Source organism: Candidatus Microbacterium phytovorans (assembly GCA_029202445.1).
In the GTDB taxonomy this organism is placed as follows: domain Bacteria; phylum Actinomycetota; class Actinomycetes; order Actinomycetales; family Microbacteriaceae; genus Microbacterium; species Microbacterium phytovorans.
The window spans coordinates 541,224-558,798 of sequence record CP119321.1; the positions used below are offsets into that span (position 1 = coordinate 541,224).

Below are 17,575 nucleotides of genomic sequence, written 5' to 3' on the forward strand. Positions count from 1 at the left end.
ACCCCCCACACGTTCCGGAGAGATGAAGGAGGAGTGACCATGATCGAACTCATCGTCACCATCGTCATCGCCGGCATGTTCGTGGGGTTCCTCGCGCTCATGTTCGTCAACGGACTCCAGGCGCAGGAGCAGGCCACCGCCCGCGACACCGCGACAGGCCGCGCCAACGTCGTCTCCTCGCAGCTTCACTCGTCGATCCGCCACGCCGCGACCATCCGGGTGAGCGAGAGCGGCACGCGCGTCGACGCGACCGTTGCGCAGGTCTCCTCGACCCTCACGTGGGAGTGCCGTGCCTGGAAGCTCTCCGGCGGCTCCCTCTACTACAGCGTCGGCGCCACCGCGCGACCCGCCAACATCGTCACCGGCCGCAACCCCATCGCCACCGGACTCACCGGCATCCTCGGTTCGGGGGCGGGTTTCCAGCAGGGGACCGGCAGCGTCGAGGCGCAGAAGCGCCTGACGATCGGCATCGACGTCGCCGCGGGCGGCCAGACCGTCCGCCTGTCGGACGCCGTCACCGCCCAGGTCGTCATCCAGGGAAGCGCACCGACATGCTGAGCCGTCTCCAGCGTCTGCTGCGCAGCGACGAGGGTTCTTCGCTCGTCGCGGTGCTCGTCGTGATGCTCGTCCTCACCATCGGCGGTCTCGCCCTCGCGACCATCGTGACGAACACGACCGGAATCGTCGTCGACACCCGCAGCCAGTCGCAGTCGCGCGTCACCGCGGACGCCGGGCTCGCCGAGGTCGTCGCGAGCCTCAAGCGCGGCGAGGTCGCCTGCGGCGCGACCGGTCACAACGTGGCGGTCGACGGCACCGGTTCGCTCCAGTACGACTACGCCGTCACCTGCGGCTCCGGATTTGCGACGGTGCGCGTGAACTCCGCCGTGAACGGAGCGCGCACGGCCGTCCAGTCCGTCTACGCGCAGGCTCCCGCCACCAGCTCCGGCGGAGACATGGTCTTCTTCGGGAGCGGCAACGTCACCTTCACCTCCGAAGTGAAGACCTCCGCCGACGGCAGACTGCTCAACATCGTCGTGCCGCAGGCGTCGTTCACGTGCCAGTCACTCATCCCGGGGAACATCACGGCCCGCGGCACCGTCAGCGCGAACGGCGGCTGCACGATCAAGGGCACGGTGACCTCCGCCGCGGGCGTCCTCGACATGTGCTGCGGCAGCGACACGATCGAGGGCAACGTCGCGACCTCGGGAACCGGCTCGAGCACCGTGCGCGGCACCCTCAAGGGGAGCCTGCACACCAACGGCGAGATCGCCTTCGGCTGGGAGGGCAAGCAGGTCGCGGGCGCCGTCATCGCCAACGGCAACGTGCAGCTCGGCAACGTGCGCATCAACGGAAGTCTCACGATGCCGTCCGCCCGCACGCTCTCGATGCAGAGCGGAACGATCGTCGGCGGCACCGTGCGCCCGACGACCGTCGCCGGCCCGACGGCGCCCACGCTTCCCGGCTGGTTCGAGTACAAGTTCAAGACCTCCGACTGGCCCGGCTATCAGGTGGTCACCCTGAAGACCTCGGGCACGGCGAGCGACACGTGCAACGGCTTCAACAGCTCGCCCGGCGCGGCGTGGACGTCGTTGCAGACGTACACGAGCCCCGTCATCATCGACGCGCGCGCCTGCTCCACCCTGAGCAGCAACAACGGGAGCAAGCCCACGGTGGGCATCAAGACCAACGTCGTGCTGCTCGCCAAGAAGTTCGACCTCTCCGGGCTCACCGTGAAGGCGGGCACCGGTGTGGCCGGCAAGCCCAAGTTCTGGGTCATGACGGAGGACCCCACGCCCACCGACGCCGCGCCTACGTGCGGATCGGGGTACGGCGAACTGCTCATCAACGGCACCGTCACCGATCTCACGGTGAAGGCGATGGCCTACTCGCCGTGCAAGATCAGCGTCGCCGGCGGCGCCTACGGACTCCAGGACAAGTGGAACGGCTCGTTCTACGGCGGCGGCTGGAGCTACGGCGGCGGACTCACCTTCACCGCCGACCCCATCGGGGTCCCCGGCATGGGTATCAGCGAGAGCGGCTCCTCGGGCAGCGGCGGCATCGGTGGATTGATCTCATCGCGAGACGTCCCTTACGAGACGATCAACTGATGTCCACTCTGACTCCCGCCCTCACCGTCTTCCTGCTCGTCTTCGCGGGCCTCCTGGGGCTCGTCATCGGCTCGTTCCTCAACGTCGTCGTCTACCGCGTGCCGGCCGGCATCCCGCTCACACGCGAGAGCCGCTGCCCGTCCTGCGACGCGCCGGTGCGGCCCTGGCAGAACGTGCCGCTCGTGTCGTGGGTGCTCCTGCGGGGACGCTGCGCGTCGTGCGGCGCGTCCATCTCCGCCCGGTACCCGCTGGTCGAGCTCGCGACCGGTCTCGCGTTCCTGGCCGTCGTGTGGGCCTCGCTCGGCTCCGGTGCCGCGGCCTGGTCGCCGGCGACGATCCTTCAGAGCGTCGCCTACCTGTACCTCGCGGCCATCAGCATCGCGCTGGCCCTCATCGACGCCGACACCCATCGGCTGCCGAACGTGATCGTGCTTCCGGCCTACGCGGTGCTCGCGGTGCTCTTCACGGCATCCTGCGTGGTCGGCGCCCCCTGGGAGTCGCTCCTGCGCGCCGCGATCGGGGCCCTTGCCCTCTTCGCCTTCTACGCCGTGCTCCGGCTGGCGCGCCCGGGCGGCATGGGCGGGGGAGACGTCAAGCTCGCTGGGGTGCTCGGCATCGCGCTCGGATGGCTCGGCTGGGGAACCCTCGTGGTCGGCGCCTTCGCGGCGTTCGTGCTCGGAGGGCTCATGGCCGTCGTTCTCCTCTTCACACGGCGGGCGGGGCGCAAGACCGCCATACCGTTCGGTCCGTGGATGCTGGCGGGCGCCTGGGTGGGAATCTTCGCGGGCGAGACCGTCGCTCGTTGGTACGTGGGAATGCTCGTCATCGGCTGAGCCGGCGGCGGAGAGAAGGGAAGAGAGCATGGCGAAGACGATCGTCGGGCTCGAGATCACCGAGGAGGGGGTCCGAGCGGCGGAGGTGACCGTCGGGCGCAGCCCGCGCGTGGTCGCGTTCGGTTCGGTGCCGCTCCCTCCCGGCGCCGCGAAAGACTCCGAGGTGTTCGACACGGATGCCGTCGTGCTGGCGCTGCGTCAGCTGTGGTCGCGGGCGGGCATCAAGAGCAAGAACGTCGTGCTCGGCATCGGAAGCCGCCGCATCCTCGTTCGCGACTACACCATGCAGGCGATGCGACCCGATCTTCTCGCGCAGGCGCTGCCCTTCCAGGTGCAGGACCTGCTCCCCGTGCCGGCGGAGCAGGCGGTGCTCGACTTCTACCCGATCTCGCAGCAGGGCGATCAGGTGTCGGGGCTGCTCGTCGCGGCGGTCGCCGAGACCGTCGACGAGCTCGTCTCGGCCGTGACGAAGGCGAAGCTCACCGTCGACGTGGTCGATCTCGCGCCGTTCGCGCTCGCCCGTGCCGTCACAGCGGTGGCCGCAGCGGGCGAGACCGTCGCCGCCCTCCACCTCGGCGACCATACGACCTACGTCGTCGTGGTCCAGGACGGCGTGCCGCGGTTCGTGCGCATCATCCCGACGGAGATCGTGACGGAGGCCGTGCGCGCGCGGGCGGCAGCCCAGACCGACACGGATGCCGCGGCCCCCGTCGTCGAGGAGCTGCTCGAGACCGTTCCCCCTGGCGACGCCCCCATGCGGCGCCGCGCCGCGTCGCGCGGGACGGGCCGCACCCTCACCATGAGCGACGCAGACGTACGCGACGTCGTGGCACGGTTGGGGAGCACGCTCCGCTTCTACGCCGACCGATCGGCCGACGCCCCCGTGACCCGCGTGCTCGTCAGCGGCGCCGGCGTGGCCGTCGACGGCATCGTGGCGTCTCTCGCGGCGAGCCTCCCGATGCCGGTGCACCCGGTGGGGCTGTCCAGCGTCGTCGAGACCAAGGTCGCCGCTCCGGTCGGCGACGTCGACTTCGATCTCGTCCCGACGGTCGGGCTCGCGCTGGGAGGCGGACGCTGATGGCACTACGTTCCGTGACGCCCGCACTGGCTCTCGGCGGCGCTCCGCGTGTCAACCTCATGCCCCGCGCCGCGATCGAACGGCGCCAGCGTGCGACGCTCTTGCGGCAGTGGATCTGGGTGCTCGCCGCCACCCTGCTGGTCATCGCTATCGTGAGCGCCGGCGCCTACACGCTCCAGGCGGCCGCGCAGCAGCGGCTCGACGCGGAGCAGGCCCGTACCGACGGGCTCCTCACCGAGCTGGCAGGCCTCCAGCCCGTCCGCACCAAGCTCGCACTGCAGACCGATCTCACCGACTTCCGCAGCCGCGCGATGGGAACGGACATCGCGTGGACACCCGTCATCGCCGAGTTCACCCGGGCGCTGCCGGACGGGCTGTACTTCGAGGGCTGGGACCTCTCGCCCGGCGGCCTCCTCCAGGGCGATGACCCCGCCGCGGAGATCGGGCTGCAGGGAGATCTGCTCCTGACCGGGGGAGACCCGCGCGACATGGCTCCGCTCATCCGTTCCATCCGTGCCCTGCCGGGCGTGCTCGACGCCGACGGCTGGACGCAGAGCTTCGAGGAGAACAGCTATCACCACGTGGTGAGGGTCACCCTCGACCAATCCGTCTACACGGGCGCCTTCGCGACGGAGAGCGACGGATGAACGCCAGCAAGCAGCTCGTCAACCTCGCCGGCACGCTGGTCGTCGTGATCCTCCTCGTGGCCGGTGTGGTCTTGGTCGCGCTTCCCTTCTACAGCGAATCGCTAGCGATCGACAGTCAGAAGCGCACCGTCGCGCAGAGCAACTCGACGTACGAGCAGCAGATCGCCCGCCTGTCCGCCGCCGAGGAGGACATCGCCGCGGTCGACGAAGACCTCGCCACGCTGCGGACCGAGATCGCCAGCTCCCCGCGCCTCGACGAGGTGCACTCCCTGATCGCCCGCTCCGCCGCGCGGGTCGACGCCCGCGTCGAGTCGATCGCCGCCGAACCCGCAGAGTCGTGGCTGGCGCGCGACGTCATCGACGAGGAAGGCGTCGCGGTCGCCGCGGAGGAGGAGCCGGCCGACACCGCCGCCTCGCCGACCCCCGCCGCGACCGACGGCGACGGCGGCGACGGCGAGTCCGCTCCGGCGGCGGAGCCGGAGACGCCCGCGACGGAGCTCACTCCCCAGCAGCAGGTGCTCCTCACGATCACCCTCGACATGACCCTGCCGTTCCTCGGCGGAGGCGACGAGGGCACCGACGTCGAGGACAGCACGGATATCGACGAGGAGACCCTCACCTCCACCGCGAAGCGGGTCTCGGCGTTCGTCGATGGTCTCCGCGCGGGGCCACGGCTCGTCTCGATCATCGATGTGAACTTCGCGGACGGGAAAGTCGTCGTGTCCGCGCTCGCGTTCTTCCAGACAGAGGATGCCTCATGACTCAGAATGTCGCCCCCCTGCAGGGCCTGCTCGCCGTCGCCGCCCGGTCGCGTGCATCGGATGTGCACCTCACCGCGAACCACCCGCCGCAGATGCGTGTGGACGGAGACCTGGAGACGATCCCCGGCTACGAACAGCCCACGTCGACGAACTGGCTCGAGTCCGCCATCGGCGGCATCCTGTCCAACGACCAGGTCGCCGAGTTCCGCACCTCGGGCGAGGTCGACCTGTCGATCACCGTGCCCGATGTCGCACGATTCCGCGTCAACATCTTCCGCCAGCTCGGCCAGGTCGCCGTCGCGCTCCGTTTCATCCCGGACCGGATCAAGAGCTTCGACGAACTGGGTGTGCCCCGCGTCGCGGCCGACCTCGTCATGAAGCCGCGCGGACTCGTCCTCGTGACGGGACCGACCGGATCGGGCAAGTCCACCACGCTCGCGTCGATGATCGACGTCGTCAACCGCACCAAGCCCGCGCACATCGTGACCGTCGAAGACCCGGTGGAGTTCCAGCACACGAGCAAGCGCGCACTCATCCACCAGCGCGAGATCGGGAGCGACACGGCATCCTTCTCCGAAGCGCTCCGACGCGTGCTGCGCCAGGACCCGGACATCATCCTCATCGGTGAGCTCCGCGATCCGGAGTCGATCTCGACGGCGCTGACTGCGGCCGAGACCGGCCACCTCGTCATGTCGACGCTGCACACCCAGAGCGCGGCGAAGTCCATCAACCGCATCGTCGATGCGTTCCCCTCGGATCAGCAGAATCAGGTGCGCACCCAGCTGGGTGACACGCTCCGGGGGATCATCACCCAGACGCTGCTTCCACGTGCGCAGTCGGAAGGACGGGTGATCGCCACCGAAGTGCTCGTGAACACGCCGGCGATCGCGAACCTCATCCGCGAGGGGGAGGTGAGCCAGATCTACTCGATGTTGCAGGCAGGCGGTTCGCTGGGCATGCACACGCTCGACCAGGACCTGCAGCGGCTTGTCGCGGACGGGTCGATCTCGCTCGCTCTGGCCCGCGAGATCGCGGAAGACCCGAAGTCGTTCGACGACACGCGCGTGCGCCCGGTGGACTACGACGCGGAGGCGTGGACCATGCACGCGTCGGAGCGCGCCTCGGTGGGTTGGGGCAACTGATGTCGCTCATCGAGGAATACACCTACCGTGCCGTCGACGCGACCGGCGGCGGCGTCGTCAAGGGCACGATCGAAGCGTCGAGCGACACCGCGGTGGCCGCCAAGCTCCGCGCGCAGGGGCTGACGCCGCTCGAGGTGGCCCTGACGTCGAAGACGGGTCTCAACCGAGAGATCTCGCTCCCGGGGTTCGTCAAGCGCGTGAAGGTCGCGACACTCGCCGTCTTCGCCAAGCAGATGGCCGGGCTCATCAACGCGGGCCTCCCGCTCATGCGCACCCTCTCGATCCTCATCGATCAGTCGGAAGACCGGATGCTGCGCGACGCGCTCGTCAAGGTCCATGGCGCGGTGGAATCGGGCAGTGCGTTCTCGGCAGCGCTCGGACAGCATCCCGACGTGTTCCCGCCGCTCATGGTGAGCATGGTGAGGGTCGGTGAGTCGGGCGGCTTCCTCGGTCAGGCCCTCACGACGGTCGCCGACACGTACAAGAACGAGGCGGAGCTGCAGGACAAGATCAAGTCGGCGACGACGTACCCGCTGATCGTCCTCAGCATCGCGATCCTCGGCGTGATCGCCATGGTGACCTTCGTGGTGCCGATCTTCGAGGGGATGTTCAAGAACCTCGGGTCGGAGCTGCCGCTTCCCACCCAGATCATCGTCTCCATCTCGAACAACATGTTCTGGATCTTCCCCCTCCTGCTCGTCGTCGGCGTCGTCGGGTGGCTGTGGTGGATGAAGAACCGGAACGAGGAGGCGGTCCGCAAGGCGGTCGATCCTCTGAAGCTGCGGCTGCCGATCTTCGGTCCGCTCGCGACCAAGATCGCCGTCGCCCGGTTCAGCCGCGGCCTCTCGATGATGCTGAAGGCGGGCGTGCCGCTCGTGCAGGCGCTCGCGATCGTCGGTTCAGCGGCGAACAACCACAAGATCGAAGAGGCCGTCCGCGCCGTTCAAGAGTCCGTCAAGCAGGGGAAGTCGTTCTCCGCCCCTCTGGCCAAGGCCGGGGTCTTCCCGCCGATGGTCGCGCAGATGGCGGCGGTGGGCGAGGAGTCGGGCACGCTGCCCGACATGCTGGCCAGCATCGCCGACTTCTACGAGGGCGAGGTCCAGACCGCCACGGAGCAGCTCACCTCCGCCATCGAACCCATCCTCATCGTCGGCATCGGCATCATCATCGGCGGCATGGTCATCTCGCTGTACCTGCCGATCTTCTCGATCTACGGAGAGCTCGGACAATCCGGCTGACTCCGTCACAGACGGCAGGGCGCGCGGAACTGGGGAGGGACGCGCGCCCTGCTCTTTCTCCTCGGCAACGAGGTGTCAGAGCGAAACCCGCATGACCTCTTCGATGGTCGTGATGCCTTCGGCGACCTTGCTGAAGCCGTCTTCCCGGAGGGAGATCATGCCCTCCTCCAGCGCCGTCGACCGCAGCTCCGTTCCCGTGGCGTGCGTGACGACGAGCTGCTCGAGCTTCTCGGTCACCTCCATCACCTCGTGCAGCGCCACCCGGCCGCGGTAGCCGGTGCCGGAGCACTCCTGGCATCCCACCGCTCGGTAGAGCACGGGCGGATCGAGCGGATTATGGGGGAATCGCACCGAAGAGAGCACCTCGCGCGTCTCTGTATACGCCTCGCGGCATTTCATACAGAGGCGCCTGGCGAGGCGCTGCGCGACCACGGCCGACAGCGCCGTACCCACGAGGTAGGGCTCGCAGCCGACCTCGACGAGACGTGTGAGGGCACTAGGGGCGTCGTTGGTGTGCAGCGTCGACAGCACGAGGTGTCCCGTGAGGGCCGCCTCGATGGAGATCGTCGCGGTCTCCTCGTCGCGGATCTCGCCCACGAGCACCACATCGGGGTCCGATCGCAGGATCGAGCGGAGCGCCGCTTGGAAAGTCATGCCGGCGCGGGCATTCACCTGCACCTGGTTGATCCCCGCGATCCGGTACTCGACGGGATCTTCGACCGTGATGACGTTGATCCGAGGGTTGGCGACGGTGTTGAGCGCCGTGTACAGCGTCGTCGACTTGCCGGAGCCCGTGGGGCCGGTGACGAGCACCATGCCGTGCGGGCGCGTGATCGCCGCGCGGAACCTCTGTTCGTTGCGGATCGAGAAGCGGAGGTCCGACATGGTCAGCGACTGCGCCGAGCTATCGAGGATGCGCATGACGATCTTCTCGCCCCACACCGTCGGCAGTGTCGCGAGACGCAGGTCGATCTGGCGGCCGTCGTGGTGCACGGACAGGCGACCGTCCTGAGGCTTGCGTCGCTCGGCGATGTCGACGGATGCCATGATCTTCAGCCGCGAGATGACGCCGTCCTGGATCGCCCGGTCGGCGCGCTGCATCTCGTGCAGCACCCCGTCGATGCGGTAGCGGACGGTGAGGTTCTTCTCGCCGGGCTCGATGTGGATGTCGCTGGCCCGGTCGTTGATGGCCTGGGCGATGAGGAGGTTCACGAACCGCACCACCGGCGCGTCGTCGACTTGCTCCTCGATCGATTCGGTGCCGCTCGCCCCATCGGCGGCGGCGATCTCGCCGATCTGCTCCGAGAGGTCGATGAGCTCTTCGTCCGAACGGAGGAATCGGGAGAAGGCCGTCTCGAGCGCGTCGGCCGCTACGACGACCGGGCGCACGTTCAGCTCCGTCGCCGTGGCGATGTCGTCGATCGCGATGAGGTCGGTCGGGTCGACCATGCCGATCGTGAGGCTGCGGCGACCGCGCTCGATCGGGATGATCTGATAGCGGCGGCAGAGGGTCGGGGGAACGGCGGCGATGACCTCAGCGGTGAGCTCCGCTTCGGGCAGGTCGACGAACTTCAGTCCGAGCTGGCGAGCGATGCCCTGCGCGAGCTGCGTCTGAGAGATGAGCTGGGACTCCACGAGCCGTCGACGGAGTTCGGGACCCTCGCCGAATTCGGCGACGGCATCCCACATGTCGTCTGCACTGACAGCCCCAGATTGCACGAGGCTTTCCGCGAGTCCCTTCACGGCGCATCCTCTCCCCGCCTGTATCCTACGACGCCCCGGTGTCGGTGTGAAAGAAGAATATTCCTGAGGCTGGTGTGACTGACGTAGGGGCCTTTCCGCGGCTGTCAACCCCGTGAGGTGCCGCAGACGCCCTCGATATCCTGACCGGATGGACGTCGCTCGCCTCATCGCCTGGGCTCTCGCCCGCAGACCGGTCCGCGCCTTCCTGCGGTACAGCGAGCACCGCGGTCCGATGCTCGCCGACAGCGTGACGTATCGGGCCCTGTTCAGCATCTTCGCCGGCGTGCTGCTCGGCTTCTCGTTCGCCGCCCTGTGGCTTGCGGGGAACCCCGCCGCGTGGGCCGCGCTCGTGGATGCGGTCGATCAGGCCATTCCCGGCCTGGTCGGACCCGACGGGCTCATCGACGCGGATGCCATCAGCGCTCCCGCCGGACTGACCATCGCCGGCGCGGTGTCCCTCGTCGGATTGATCGGCGCCGCCATCGGCGCGATCGGGTCGCTCCGGACCGCGCTCCACACGATCGCCGACCGTCCCCTCGACGACGTCCTGTGGATCTGGGTCATCCTGCGCAACCTCCTGCTGGCCCTCGGTGTGGGCGTCGCGCTCGCGGTGTCCGCATCGGTGACGGTGCTCGGCACGGCCGGGGTCGGCACGGTGGCGGCATGGTTCGGCTGGTCCGACGACCACCCGGCGGTCGCGATCGGAACCCGCGTGGTCGCCATCGCCGTAACGTTCGCGCTCGATGCGATCGTGCTGCTCGTCGTGTTCAGGATGCTCTCCGGCATCGTCGCCCCCGCACGGGCGTTCTGGGTGGGCGCGCTCATCGGAGCGGCGGGCCTCACCGTGTTGCAGACCCTCTCCGGCCTGTTCGTCGGGGGAGCGACGTCGAATCCGCTGCTCGCCACATTCGGTGCGCTCATCGCCCTTCTCCTGTGGGTGAACCTCTCGTCCCAGGTGATCCTCATCGCCGGTGCATACGTCGTGGAGTCCGCGGCCGAAGACGCCGACCGGCTCCGTGTCCGACACGGCGCCCGCACGTTCGCGGAACGAAAAGTGCAGACCGCGGAGGATGCCGTCGCCGTGGCGGCGTCGGAGCTCGCGTCCGCACGGGAGGCGCTGGCGGCCGAGCGATCCTCCTGACGGCGTCGGAGCCGACCGCCGTTCGCGGCGCTATCCGGTATGCGAACGAGGTCGCGGATGTGAAAGTCGTATTACCGCCACCTGAGAGCGGTCACAGCGAGCCCGTCGAGTGTGTACCTTCGTATCGTGCCCGAGATCGAGTCCGCTGCAGCGCTGTCCGTCACCCACCCGCTCGCCCTCGCCCCCGTCACGGGGCCCGCGAGCACCGTTGACGGGTTCGTTCGTCAGTTCCTGCGCAATCTGAACTACGAGCGAGGCGTCGCGCTTTCGGCCGCCAACGCCAACGATCGCTACTTCGCATTCGCGATGACGGTGCGCGACTACCTCATGGCGCGTTGGCTGGAGGATCAGCGCCGGCAGCGCGAGCAGCAGGCCAAGGGCGTCTGCTATCTGAGCGCCGAGTACCTGCTCGGACGCCAGCTGGACAACAACCTCCTGGCATCCGGGCTCGCCGACATCGCGCGCGAGGCGATGGCATCCTGTGGCATCGACATCGACCAGCTGCGTGCCGAGGAGGTCGAGCCGGGGCTCGGCAACGGCGGTCTCGGCCGGTTGGCGGCCTGCTTCATCGACTCTCTCGCGACGCTTGGCGTGCCCAACATCGGCTACGGCATCCGCTACGAGTACGGCATCTTCCGTCAGACGTTCGTCGACGAGCAGCAGGTGGAGCAGCCCGATGCCTGGCTGTCGATGGGCTCGCCGTGGGAGTTCCCGCACCCGGAGGCCGCGCAGACGATCTCGTTCGGCGGACACACGGAGACCTACGACGACGACGGCGTCCTGCGCTCGCGCTGGGTTCCGGGCTGGAATGTCCAGGCCGTGCCCTACAACTACATGGTCCCCGGCTACCAGAACGGCCGCGTCAACACGCTTCGACTGTGGAGCGCCAAGGCGACCAATTCGTTCGATCTCCGTGTCTTCAACTCGGGTGACTACGAGGAGGCGGTGCGCGCGCAGACCTTCGCCGAGAACATCTCGAAGGTCCTCTACCCCGAGGACTCGACCCCCCAGGGCAAGGAGCTGCGCCTTCAGCAGCAGTACTTCTTCGTCGCCGCTTCCATCGCGGACTTCTTCGAGCACCAGCTGGTCGACGGCTTCGACATGACCAAGCTCGCCGATCGCGTGATCTTCCAGCTCAACGACACCCACCCCGTCATCGGTGTGCCCGAGATGATGCGCGTGCTCGTCGATGAGAAGAAGCTCGACTGGGACGTCGCGTGGTCGATCACGCGCGAGTGCTTCGCGTACACGTGCCACACGCTGCTTCCCGAAGCGCTGGAGGTCTGGTCCGTCGAGCTGCTGGGACGCCTGTTGCCGCGCCACCTGGAGATCATCTACCGCATCAACGACGAGTTCCTCGCCGAGGTGCGGGAGCGATTCGGCGACGACGAGATGCGCATCCGGAACATGTCCATCATCGGCGAGGTGCCCTACCGCTCGGTGCGGATGGCGTTCCTGGCGACCGTGGCGGGCGCGAAGGTCAACGGCGTCGCCGAGCTCCACTCCCAGCTGCTCCGCGAGAAGGTGCTTCCCGACTTCGACGAGTTCTTCCCGGGGAAGTTCACCAATGTCACCAACGGCATCACACCGCGAAGGTTCGTCCGGCTCGCCAACCCCGAGCTCTCCAGCCTCATCACCGACGCCCTGGGCGCGGGCTGGATCACCGACCTGGAGCGGCTGCGCGAGCTCGAGGCCTACGCCGAAGACCCGGACTTCCGGGCGAGCTTCCGGGAGGTGAAGGCGGCCAACAAGCGGCGCCTCTCGCAGGTGCTGCACGCGCGCGACGGCTTCGACGTGAGCGACGGGCACATGCTCGACGTCATGGTCAAGCGCCTGCACGAGTACAAGCGTCAGATGCTGAAGCTGCTCCACATCGTCACCTCCTACGAGGCGATCGTGTCGGGCCGGGTCGCCGCCGCCGACGTCCAGCCCCGCACCTTCATCTTCGGCGCGAAGGCCGCGCCCGGCTACGTGATGGCGAAGCGGATCATCCACCTCATCAACGCCGTGGGGTCGGTCGTCAACGCCGATCCCCGGGTCGAGGGGCGCCTGAAGGTCCTGTTCCCGCCGAACTACAACGTGACGCTCGCGGAGCGCGTCATCCCCGCCGCCGACCTGTCGGAGCAGATCTCGCTCGCCGGCAAGGAGGCATCGGGAACCGGCAACATGAAGTTCGCCTTGAACGGCGCTCTCACCATCGGTACCGACGACGGCGCGAACGTCGAGATCCGCCAGTTGGTCGGCGACGACAACTTCTTCCTGTTCGGCATGAGCGAGCCGGAGGTCGAGGCGCTGTGGGCGCGCGGGTACAAGCCCGCCGACTTCTACCAGGCCGACGACAATCTCCGCCGGGCCATGGATCTCATCGCCTCGGGCGCCTTCTCCGGCGGTGACCGGAGTGTGTTCGAACCGGTCGTCTCCAACCTCCTGTACGACGACCGGTTCATGGTGCTGGCCGACTACTCGTCCTACATCGCCGCGCAGGCGAAGGTCGACGCGGCGTACCAGGACGAGGAGGGCTGGACGCGCTCGGCGATCCTCAATATCGCCCGCTCCGGGTTCTTCTCCTCCGACCGTTCGATGCGCGACTACATCGAGCGCATCTGGCACACGCCGCCGGTCATCTGATCGCGATCAGCGCGCGTACCGTTCGACGAACGCGCGAAGGATGCGGCCCGTGTGGGTCACCGGCATCCGCCGCACGGCTGCGAGCGTGAGGTCGAGCTCGTCCGCCGCGAAGTAGCCGTGATCGGCGTAGGCGTGGATGCGCGTGACGATGCCGTCCACGTCGAGTTCGGGATGGAACTGCGTCGCGTACACGTGGGTGCCCACGCGGAACATCTGCACGGGGCAGGCGATGCCGCTCACGAGGAGAGTGGCCGACCGGGGAAGTGCCGAGATGGCCTCCTTGTGCCCGACGAAGGCGGTGAACTCGTCGGGCATCTCCGCCAGGAGAGGGTCGGTGGTCCCGGCGGGAGTGCGTCTCAGGTCGACGACACTGATGGGCTCGCCGTACGTGCGGTCGATGACGGCGCCCTGATGGGTGCCGAGCGTGCCGATGCCGTAGCAGGCGCCCAGGAAGGGGAAATCGCGGGCGACGACCTCGTCGAGCAGCGTGTCGAACTCCGCCTCGACGCGGCGCTGCACCGGCGACTTGCGTTCCAGGGGGTCGGATGCGTTGAAGGGTCCGCCGCCGACGAAGATGCCGGACCAGTCGTCGAGGTGGAGGTCGCCGAGCGGGGTGGCCTCCATCCGCACCCGCACCAGCTCGTCCTCGGATAAGCCGGCGAACCGCCGGAACAGCGCGTACTCCTCGTCGGCGGGACCGTCCTCGGCGCGGGTGGCGAGCAGGAGGAACGGCTTCATCGGCCTCCCTCTCGGTTCGCAATCTGGTCTTGGATCGCGGCCAGGGTCGCGGCGACGACGGGATTCCTCGCGCCTTCGTCGCGGGCGACGGCCCAGTACGACAGTCGATGCTCCCACGTGTCGGGTAGCACGGGCACGAGCCGGTCGTCTCGGTCGGCGACGAAATCCGGCAGGAGCCCGATCCCGGCGCCCGCGGCGGTGGCCTCGAGGTGCGCGAACACGCTCGTGGATCGTAGTGACGGGGGAGAGTCGGGAAGCGCGTGGAGGGCCCGGTCCAGTTCGTCGACTTGGAGCGCCGACTCGATGTAGAAGACGAGCGGATGCCGGGCGAGCCCGCCGACGTCGGAGGGGGCTCCGTTCCCGTCGAGGTAGTCGCGAGACGCGTAGAGACGCAGCGAGTAGTCGAAGATCGCGGTCGCGTACGCCCGGAAGACCTCCGGGCGGCCCGCGACGATCTCGAGGTCCACGCCGGAACGATGCTGGCGTGCGCGCTGCGTGACGGCCACCAACTCCACGGCGAGGGAGGGGTGGGTGCGACGCAGGGCGGTCAAGGCGGGCGCCAGGACATGGGCCGTGAAGGCCTCGGGTGCGGCGATGCGCACCGCGCCGCGCAGGCCGCCGGCATGCTCGCCGCCAGCGCTCGCGTCGGACGGGACCGCTTGGTCGCCGCCCGAGAGGTCTCGCAGCGATGCCTCGACGCGTTCGGCGATCGCGACGACGCGCTGGCCCTCTTCTGTGACGTCCCACCCGGCCGCGGAACGAACGAGGAGGCGCACCCCGACCGTGCGTTCGAGCGTCGCGATCCGACGGGACACGGTGGAGTGGTTGAGGCCGAGGGCGTCCGCCGCGGCGGTGTAGCGCCCACGTCGCGCGACGGCCAGGAACGTCATCAAAGCGTCGAGCGGCGGTTCGTCGGCGACAGGCATCTCTTGAGTGTGCAGGAATGCACAGTGCCGGTGCAAACTCGCTCGACTCTGTGCGTTGAACGCAACCTGTAGCACGCGTACCGTGACTCGCATCGGCCTGCCGTGCCGGTGGCTCGCGAGGAAGGGAGCGGCGATGGCGACGATCGCCTGGATAGGACTCGGACACATGGGCTTGCCTATGAGTGGCCATCTGATCGAGGCCGGACATCGCGTCGTCGGCGTCGATCCCGATCCTCGCGCGACGGAGGCCGCTGCGGCGAAGGGCGTGGTGATCGCCGACTCCGTGGCCGACGCGGTGCAGGGCGCCGACGCCTGCGTCACGTCGTTGCCGCGCCCCGAGCACGTGCGCGCCGTCTACGGAGGAGAGGACGGCATCCTGGCGCACAGCGCCCGCGGGACGCTGCTGCTGGACACGTCGACCGTCGACGTCGAGACCACCGCCTGGTGTCATCGCGAAGCCGCCGCGCGCGGTCTTGCCTTCGTTGACGCGCCGATCTCCGGGGGAACCGCCGGAGCGGCCGCGCACACGCTCACCTTCATGCTGGGCGGCGAGCCGGATGCCGTCGAGCGCGCCGCCGGTCTCGTCGCACCGATGGCCGGAACCGTCGTCCGCTGCGGCGGCGCGGGCGCCGGGATCGCCGCCAAGCTCACGAACAACATGATGCTGTTCGTGAACGTGATGGCCATGGCTGAGGGCGCTCAGCTCGCCGCACGCCTCGGCCTCGACCCGCGGGTGTTCTGGGAGGTCGCCAGCGCCTCCTCCGGATCGTCGTGGGCGGTGCGCACCTGGTACCCGGTCCCGGGGGTCGTGGAGACTGCGGCGGCCAACCGCGACTTCGAGGCATCGTTCTCGGTCGATCTGGCCCTCAAGGACTGTTCGCTCGCCGTCGCCGCCGGAACCGCGGCCGGACTCCGGCTGCCGGCGGCGGAGCTGGCGCAGTCGCAGCTGGAGCAGCTCGTCGCAGACGGCCTCGGAGGCAGGGACTGCACTCTCGTCGCCCGATTCCCTTCCCCCGACGGCACCATACCCGGATGGCATCCGTCGCCGTCCCTCGACCCCGCCCAGGAGCTCTCATGACCACCGCCCCCGACCTCGTCCTCATCCCTCACGTCATCGGCGGCGAACGCATTCTCGATGCCGAGCGCGTCGGGCCCGTGTTCGATCCCGCCACGGGGAGGCAGACGGGGGAAGTCGTCTGGGCTTCGGCCGAGCGCGTCCACGAGGCAGCGCTGATCGCTCAACGGGCCCAGCGCGCGTGGCGGGAGACCGGACTCGGTCGTCGCCAGCAGATCATGTTCCGGCTCCGCGAGATCATCTCCTCGCGGGCGGAGGAGCTCGCCCGGATCATCACGGCCGAGCACGGCAAGACCGTCGACGACGCGCTCGGCGAGGTCGCGCGCGGACTCGAGAACGTCGAGTTCTGCACGGGGCTCATGCACCATCTCAAGGGAGACCACTCGGAGCAGGTCTCCGCGGGTCTGGACGTGCATCAGCTCCGGCAGCCGGTCGGCGTCGTCGCCTGCATCACCCCGTTCAATTTCCCCGCGATGGTGCCCCTGTGGATGGTGACGACCGCGATCGCCGCCGGGAACGCGGTCATCCTCAAGCCCAGCGAGCGCGATCCCTCCGCCGCGGTGTGGCTCGCCGACGCGTTCCGTGAGGCCGGGGTGCCCGACGGCATCCTGAACGTCGTGCACGGCGATCGCGAGGCCGTGGATGCCATCCTCGACGATCCCGTGATCCGGGCGGTGTCCTTCGTGGGCTCCACCGCGGTCGCCCGCCACATCTACGAGCGCGCAGCCGCTGCCGGCAAGCGGGTGCAAGCCCTCGGCGGCGCGAAGAACCACATGATCGTCATGCCGGACGCCGACCTGGATGCCGCGGCCGACGCCGCCGTCTCGGCCGCCTACGGTTCGGCGGGGGAGCGCTGCATGGCGATCTCGGTCGTGGTGGCCGTCGGCGACGTCGCCGACGGCCTCGTGGCGCGGATCGCCGAGCGGCTGCCCGGCCTCGTCGTCGGCGACGGGCGCGACCCCGCCACCGCGATGGGCCCGCTCATCTCGCGTGACGCGCTCGATCGCGTCACGGGCTTCGTGGCGGGCGCGACCGCGGAAGGGGCTGAGCTCGTCGTCGACGGTCGTCAGGGGAGCCTCCCCGACGATGGCTACTTCATCGGACCCTCGCTGGTAGACCGGGTGCGACCGGGAATGCGCGTGTACGACGAGGAGATCTTCGGCCCCGTGCTCTCGATCGTCCGCGTCGCCGACTATGCGGCGGCCGTCGACCTCGTCAACGCCAGCCGCTACGCCAACGGCACGGCGGTGTTCACTCGCGATGGGAAGACTGCTCGTCAGTTCGGGTTCGATATCGAGGTGGGAATGGTCGGCGTCAATGTGCCGATACCGGTTCCGATCGGCGCATATTCCTTCGGCGGGTGGAAGGACTCGCTGTTCGGCGATACGCATATGTACGGCCCCGAGGCCTTCGAGTTCTACACGCGTCGCAAGGTGATCACCACGAGGTGGCCCGAGGCGAGCGAGAGTCAGATCAGTCTCGGATTCCCGACGCACTGAGCCGGGAGCGCGGCCTGT

General features: G+C 68.7%; 15 protein-coding genes. 12 read left to right on the plus strand and 3 right to left on the minus strand.

The features are described 5' to 3' along the window. Positions 1 to 39 precede the first annotated feature (39 nt). The 8 genes from P0Y48_02560 to P0Y48_02595 are packed head-to-tail and all read left to right on the plus strand — an operon-like array spanning position 40 to position 7,807. Positions 40 to 558, plus strand: a complete 519-nt coding sequence (locus tag P0Y48_02560; protein ID WEK14110.1) for a hypothetical protein — start codon at positions 40 to 42, stop codon at positions 556 to 558. Next, a complete protein-coding gene (locus tag P0Y48_02565; GenBank protein WEK14111.1) occupies positions 552 to 2,108 on the plus strand; it encodes a hypothetical protein in 1,557 nt (518 codons plus the stop codon). The genes P0Y48_02560 and P0Y48_02565 overlap by 7 nt, the downstream gene beginning before the upstream one ends. Continuing rightward, complete coding sequence (locus tag P0Y48_02570; GenBank protein ID WEK14112.1) at positions 2,108 to 2,941, plus strand: prepilin peptidase; 834 nt, start codon at positions 2,108 to 2,110, stop codon at positions 2,939 to 2,941. Before P0Y48_02565 ends, P0Y48_02570 begins: the two co-directional genes overlap by 1 nt. Before the next feature lie 28 nt (positions 2,942 to 2,969). After that, a complete protein-coding gene (pilM, locus tag P0Y48_02575; protein ID WEK14113.1) occupies positions 2,970 to 4,019 on the plus strand; it encodes a pilus assembly protein PilM in 1,050 nt (349 codons plus the stop codon). Continuing rightward, a complete protein-coding gene (locus P0Y48_02580; GenBank protein ID WEK14114.1) occupies positions 4,019 to 4,666 on the plus strand; it encodes a hypothetical protein in 648 nt (215 codons plus the stop codon). The genes pilM and P0Y48_02580 overlap by 1 nt, the downstream gene beginning before the upstream one ends. Further along, positions 4,663 to 5,427, plus strand: coding sequence for a hypothetical protein (locus tag P0Y48_02585; protein ID WEK14115.1), 765 nt, complete (start codon positions 4,663 to 4,665; stop codon positions 5,425 to 5,427). The genes P0Y48_02580 and P0Y48_02585 overlap by 4 nt, the downstream gene beginning before the upstream one ends. Beyond that, entirely contained in the window at positions 5,424 to 6,569 is a 1,146-nt protein-coding gene (locus tag P0Y48_02590; protein ID WEK14116.1) for a type IV pilus twitching motility protein PilT, read from the plus strand. The genes P0Y48_02585 and P0Y48_02590 overlap by 4 nt, the downstream gene beginning before the upstream one ends. Then, positions 6,569 to 7,807, plus strand: coding sequence for a type II secretion system F family protein (locus tag P0Y48_02595; GenBank protein ID WEK14117.1), 1,239 nt, complete (start codon positions 6,569 to 6,571; stop codon positions 7,805 to 7,807). Before P0Y48_02590 ends, P0Y48_02595 begins: the two co-directional genes overlap by 1 nt. A gap of 75 nt (positions 7,808 to 7,882) precedes the next feature. Here P0Y48_02595 and P0Y48_02600 read toward each other — a convergent pair whose 3' ends face one another. Next, complete coding sequence (locus P0Y48_02600; GenBank protein WEK14118.1) at positions 7,883 to 9,550, minus strand: ATPase, T2SS/T4P/T4SS family; 1,668 nt, start codon at positions 9,548 to 9,550, stop codon at positions 7,883 to 7,885. Positions 9,551 to 9,698: 148 nt separating this feature from the next. Between P0Y48_02600 and P0Y48_02605 the strand changes: the two genes are divergently transcribed. Further along, complete coding sequence (locus tag P0Y48_02605) at positions 9,699 to 10,691, plus strand: YihY/virulence factor BrkB family protein (GenBank protein WEK14119.1); 993 nt, start codon at positions 9,699 to 9,701, stop codon at positions 10,689 to 10,691. Between the two features lie 126 nt (positions 10,692 to 10,817). Further along, positions 10,818 to 13,319: a glycogen/starch/alpha-glucan phosphorylase gene (locus tag P0Y48_02610; GenBank protein WEK14120.1), complete on the plus strand. Its 2,502-nt coding sequence runs from the start codon at positions 10,818 to 10,820 to the stop codon at positions 13,317 to 13,319. 6 nt (positions 13,320 to 13,325) lie between these two features. Here the strand turns inward: P0Y48_02610 and P0Y48_02615 are convergent, their stop codons facing one another. Beyond that, positions 13,326 to 14,057 carry a glutamine amidotransferase gene (locus tag P0Y48_02615; protein WEK14121.1) on the minus strand — a complete coding sequence of 244 codons (732 nt, stop codon included), beginning with the start codon at positions 14,055 to 14,057 and terminating at the stop codon, positions 13,326 to 13,328. Further along, a complete protein-coding gene (locus tag P0Y48_02620) occupies positions 14,054 to 14,983 on the minus strand; it encodes a LysR family transcriptional regulator (GenBank protein ID WEK14122.1) in 930 nt (309 codons plus the stop codon). Before P0Y48_02620 ends, P0Y48_02615 begins: the two co-directional genes overlap by 4 nt. Positions 14,984 to 15,116: 133 nt before the next feature. Between P0Y48_02620 and P0Y48_02625 the strand changes: the two genes are divergently transcribed. Both P0Y48_02625 and P0Y48_02630 read left to right on the plus strand, forming a co-directional pair. Continuing rightward, a complete protein-coding gene (locus tag P0Y48_02625; protein WEK14123.1) occupies positions 15,117 to 16,061 on the plus strand; it encodes an NAD(P)-binding domain-containing protein in 945 nt (314 codons plus the stop codon). Then, positions 16,058 to 17,557: a CoA-acylating methylmalonate-semialdehyde dehydrogenase gene (locus P0Y48_02630; GenBank protein ID WEK14124.1), complete on the plus strand. Its 1,500-nt coding sequence runs from the start codon at positions 16,058 to 16,060 to the stop codon at positions 17,555 to 17,557. Before P0Y48_02625 ends, P0Y48_02630 begins: the two co-directional genes overlap by 4 nt. Positions 17,558 to 17,575 lie beyond the last annotated feature (18 nt).